We start from the raw sequence: 4680 nt of genomic DNA on the forward strand, positions 1-4680 counted from the left end.
AAAAACACCATTCGGCCGAATGGTGTTTTTTACGTGTCGTTAGACGCGCCCACGCTCTTGCTTTTGACGTTGCTCTTACGCTCCGTGCCTCCCGTCAGAAAGGGCCAGGAACATAGAGATGCGGCGGTGAGCCAGCAGCTCTTGTTATCGGGCCGTCAGGGGGGCAGCGGTGCGATGAGCGACTTCGCCACAAGGCGTTAGACGCTCACGCATGAGCCCGGATCACCATTCCTTCTCCCATGCCCCGTCTTCAGGCACACCCCAATCCTCGAACCGATACTTGATGAGCCAATGGACATGCATCACCTCATATTCGAATACACCCTTAGATAATTCCGAGACGACGAAACTGACGTCCAATGTAACAAATGCGGTGAAAGAGGTCGTGACGGGGAAACGGGCGGACTATGGATTCAAGTTCCACTCGAACGGCAATGAGATGACACAATAGAAGAGACAATAGTAGATGGATTTTATATAGAGTCAAACGGAGACTCCATAGAAATCCTAGCTCCTAAACCAACAGTATCTGTGCAACGCCGTGCATTGTTTAAAGCTCTTTCAAAGTTTATAGAGCAGGGACGTGTACAAATCCGTAAACCTAAAGATGACAAAGATACTAAAGGAGACTTAGTTGAGACGGTAAAAGTTAAATCAAAAAATAATAACAACAAAGCCAGGTCTAGATGCAGCAAAAGCATACATGCAAAAACAAGGACCATATCCCATTCCCAAATGTATTACCAGGCGCCAAAAAAACGCTTATACTAAAGAATGAGAGATTTGGGCATATGTTATATCGTCATGACCTTAGATATTGGATCGGGACGTCCGGTCCTGGAAAATCAAAGCCGCAGACATTTTTCCAACCCGATACAACAAACACACAGATATTAAACGCCCTTTCGAAAACTCTTCATGGGAAAAAGTCAAAGATTGCAAATAACTTTTTGAAAAATAAAGGCGAGACATTCTTTCAATATGACGTATATGTAGATGGTAAGGGGTATTCAGAAGTACGCTGATGTGTCAAATAAGAATCCACGAGTAACGCAATTCTATCCAAAAATACAGTATTGGAGGTACTGAAGTTGAATATCTGTAGCATTAAAAACCTAGTCGTCATGTATCGAGAGATGAATTCTGAACAGGAAATCTCTTTGCTAGAATTACTCAATGATAAAGAAATGAAACTTTTTGATTTTCTAGAGAATGAAGAGCTGTCGGGTGAACTCATATACTATATCAAGTACTCAGACGATTCAGAACAAATCGTAACTCATGATAAGGCCGAACCTGACTTAAGCGAAGGTACATTCAGGTTGTTCGATTTCGCTCAACGCTGGCTGACCGTATACGAATGGCGAGACTCCAAAGAATTTGAAACAAGACGAGAATTCCTCAAGTTCGATTCCCTCTATGAGGGTCTTAGATTCTTGGTTGATCCTGAAAAATGGTCCTCTCTGAGGAGCTCGAAGAACATTTGGGACCAGATACAAAGGGACTGGACGAGCATGAAAATTCAGATGAGCGCTTAGAGATGTATTTAAGAAGTGAGAAAGACTACTTATTTGAAGAAAAATGGAATTCAAGAGAAGGAATCAAAAGTGGTCGTTACTATGATCCATATCTAGAGCGATGGATTAACGTCCCAGAATCATATATTGCATTGAGGCCCTTCGTCCTAGGGGTGACTTATTAAAAATGAGAAACTAAAGTAAGAAAAAAATGCCCTTCACATATAAATTGAACTGAACCCCGAATGAAGGACACTTGAAATAAGTGACCCATTTGAACTGAACCAAAAAAGTTAGACACTAAATAATTTGTCAGGCGACTTCGAGAACCTGGGTCCGGTATTCCACCGGGCTCAGGTTTTTTAGTCGTTTCTTGATGCGACGATGATTGTAGTACTCGATGTAGCGCTCGAGCTCCTGTTTGAAATGAGCCATGTCCTCGAACTTCCTGAGATAGAGTAGCTCGGACTTGAGCACGGCGAAGAAGCTCTCGATGGCCGCGTTGTCGAGACAGTTGCCCTTTCGGGACATGCTTTGGGTGATGCCGTGTTCGCGAAGCTTCGCCGTGAACGCTCGAAATTGGTATTGCCAGCCTTGGTCAGAATGGAGGATCGGCCTTCTATCGCTATCGAGTCTCGCGATGGCTTGGTCCAACATCTCGCCGATGAATGGATACTTAGGCTTATCTGACATCGTATAGGCGATGATTTCACGGTTTGCCAGGTCCATCATCGGTGAGAGATAGAGTTTCTCCCCGAAAAGGTGGAACTCGGTGACATCGGTCACCCACTTCTGGTTTAGGCCTGTGGCCTGGAAATCCCGTTCGAGGAGGTTCGCTGCGATCGTTCCGACCTCTCCCTTGTAGGAACGATATTTCTTCATGCGGACGAGGCACTTGAGACCGAGCTCGTCCATAAGACGCAACACTGTTTTCGGGTCGTGCCTGAAACCTTGGCGCTCGAGTAGCGCATGGATTCGCCGATAGCCACAACGTCCTTCGTGTTCGTGGAAGAGGGTCCGGATCGCTTCCTTCACGTCCGCATACTTGTCATCGGCCGTCAGGCGCGTCCGCCAATAATAGTAGACGCTTCGAGCCATATCGAGCACCTGAAGGAGCCCCGGTACAGGATAGGTGGCCCGTAGCTCGTCGATCACTTGGGCCTTGATCCCGTTCGTCGCGCTTCCTCTTCTTGAACCAAGGCTTTCAATTTTTTTAACGCTGCGTTCTCCATCTCGAGGAACTCGACCCGTTCCTTGAGCCTCTCGACCTCCGTCATCTCTTTGGGCTCCTGCTTCTTCCGTCTCGGCATCGGGGCACGTCCTTTCGGCTTGGCGGCCAGGCCCTCGGGCCCCTCCCGTTCGTATGTGGATCGCCAGTTGGAGATCATCCCGGGAGAGGACAGCCTGTACTTCAGGGCCGCGTCGATCAAGGACAGCCCGTTGTCCGCCATATCGTTTAGTACCCTTAGTTTAAACGCCGGCGAGTGGGCTGTATAGGACGGATTGAAGATCGTCTCGCCCCAGCGCTCATAGAGGAGTGCCCATTGACTGACTTTCTTACGGTCCACCCCGAACTCTTTTCCTAACGTTGTGCATCCGTCTTTGCCCGTCAAGTAGCGTTCGGCCACATGAATTTTGAAAGCCTTCGTAAATTTGACCATAAAAACACCCCATAAAAGTTGGATTTTTATGTCCAACTTTTATGGGGCAGTTCACATTCGGGGTTTTTCGTATACGCACGAATCGCTATAATGAACCTATTCATTTAGACGGGAGAAACAACCATGAGCAAAATCATTTTCAATATCCATCAAATTGATCAGCTTGAGTCGAACCCGAACGTTTCGTCGGTTTCAGAACGCTCGATCCAATACACCGGTGAATTCAAAATAAAGGCCGTGCTTGAAAACATGGACGGCAAGGGACCCCGGCAGATCTTCACGGAGGCTGGATTCGACCTGACGGTAATTGGGAACAGGAAGGCGAAGTCCGCGTTGGAACGATGGCGCCGAACATATCGAAAAGACGGGGAAGACGGTCTCCTGAACGACAAACGTGGAAAGGCTCTGGGAGGTGGACGCCCGAAAACAGACGAGTCGATGGAGAGACGGTTAGCGAAGGCAGAGGCAAGAATCAAGTACCTGACGGCAGAGAATGAACTCTTAAAAAAGCTAGAGAAGTTAGAAGGGCAGGCGAAACATACGAACTGACACCAGCAGCGAAATATCAGGCCATCAACACCGTCATCCGCATCGCATAGCTGAAGTACCTCGTCCGCCCACTATGTGAGATCGCCGGCGTGAGCCGGAGTGGCTATTACGCCTGGTTGAACCGTGCCGAGGCGGAGTCCCTCCGGGAGGAGCGTGATTACCTAGACGCGACACTCCTCAAGCAAATCCACGACAGCCATAAAGGTAAAGTCGGTTATCGGGGGCTGTACATGGAGGTGCTCGCGACACTCGGCGTCCGGATCAACCACAAACGGATTCTCCGACTGATGCGCAAGTATAACATCGTCACCAAAATCCGGAGGATGAATCCTTATCGGAAGCTCTCTCAGGCGACGCACGAGCATCGCGTCGTGCCGAATCTGTTGAACCGTCAGTTCCGACAGAGCGAGCCTGGAAAGGTGTTCGTGACCGACATCACCTACCTCCCGATCGCCTCCGGCGAGAACGTCTATCTGTCATGCGTGAAGGACGTCGGCCACGCGTGAGATCGTGGCGCACAAGCTGTCCGCAAGCCTTCACATGGACCTCGTCTTTCAGACGATGGAAAAACTTGAAGATCACCTCCAAGGGAATCTGCATCCCGAGGCGATGATCCATTCGGATCAAGGCTTCCACTATACACATCCGGACTATCAACAACTCGTTCGCAGCCTTGGACTGGTCCAGTCCATGTCACGTCGAGGCAACTGTCTCGACAACGCACCAATTGAATCATTCTTTGGCCATTTGAAGGACTATGTCACCAACCGATCGTGTGGATCAATCGAGCAGGTCAGAGAAATGGTCGGGGACTACATAAACTATTACAACTGCGAACGCGGTCAGTGGAACCTAAAAAAGATGACCCCGGAACAATATCGGGGCCATCTAATCGCCGTATAGGACATACGGGCTTTTTATTAAACTGTCCATTTTACGGGGCTCAGTTCATT

Annotated in this window: 7 protein-coding genes; 5 read left to right on the plus strand and 2 right to left on the minus strand. The window is 48.6% G+C overall.

All coding sequences use genetic code 11. From position 1 onward, the window contains the following. Positions 1-686 precede the first annotated feature (686 nt). Together A6395_RS15985 and A6395_RS15990 are read left to right on the plus strand one after the other, a co-directional pair. Positions 687-1025: a hypothetical protein gene (locus A6395_RS15985; RefSeq protein WP_159429458.1), complete on the plus strand. Its 339-nt coding sequence runs from the start codon at positions 687-689 to the stop codon at positions 1023-1025. 99 nt (positions 1026-1124) lie between these two features. Next, positions 1125-1538, plus strand: coding sequence for a hypothetical protein (locus A6395_RS15990; RefSeq protein ID WP_159429459.1), 414 nt, complete (start codon positions 1125-1127; stop codon positions 1536-1538). A gap of 291 nt (positions 1539-1829) precedes the next feature. On the opposite strand, the gene A6395_RS16315 is transcribed toward A6395_RS15990, so the two are convergent. Both A6395_RS16315 and A6395_RS16320 read right to left on the minus strand, forming a co-directional pair. Next, a complete protein-coding gene (locus tag A6395_RS16315) occupies positions 1830-2672 on the minus strand; it encodes an IS3 family transposase (RefSeq protein WP_370259235.1) in 843 nt (280 codons plus the stop codon). Beyond that, entirely contained in the window at positions 2669-3178 is a 510-nt protein-coding gene (locus A6395_RS16320; protein WP_071398550.1) for a helix-turn-helix domain-containing protein, read from the minus strand. The genes A6395_RS16315 and A6395_RS16320 overlap by 4 nt, the downstream gene beginning before the upstream one ends. Positions 3179-3301: 123 nt before the next feature. Between A6395_RS16320 and A6395_RS16325 the strand changes: the two genes are divergently transcribed. From A6395_RS16325 to A6395_RS16335, 3 genes are all read left to right on the plus strand, one after another. Continuing rightward, on the plus strand, positions 3302-3727 hold the full coding sequence (locus A6395_RS16325; protein WP_071397349.1) for an HTH domain-containing protein: 426 nt from the start codon (positions 3302-3304) through the stop codon (positions 3725-3727). 89 nt (positions 3728-3816) lie between these two features. After that, entirely contained in the window at positions 3817-4233 is a 417-nt protein-coding gene (locus A6395_RS16330) for an IS3 family transposase (protein WP_483297290.1), read from the plus strand. A gap of 34 nt (positions 4234-4267) precedes the next feature. Next, a complete protein-coding gene (locus tag A6395_RS16335) occupies positions 4268-4630 on the plus strand; it encodes an IS3 family transposase (protein ID WP_483297291.1) in 363 nt (120 codons plus the stop codon). Positions 4631-4680: the final 50 nt, after the last annotated feature.

The sequence above is a fragment of the Exiguobacterium sp. SH31 genome (genome assembly GCF_001816105.1).
GTDB lineage: Bacteria > Bacillota > Bacilli > Exiguobacteriales > Exiguobacteriaceae > Exiguobacterium > Exiguobacterium aurantiacum_A.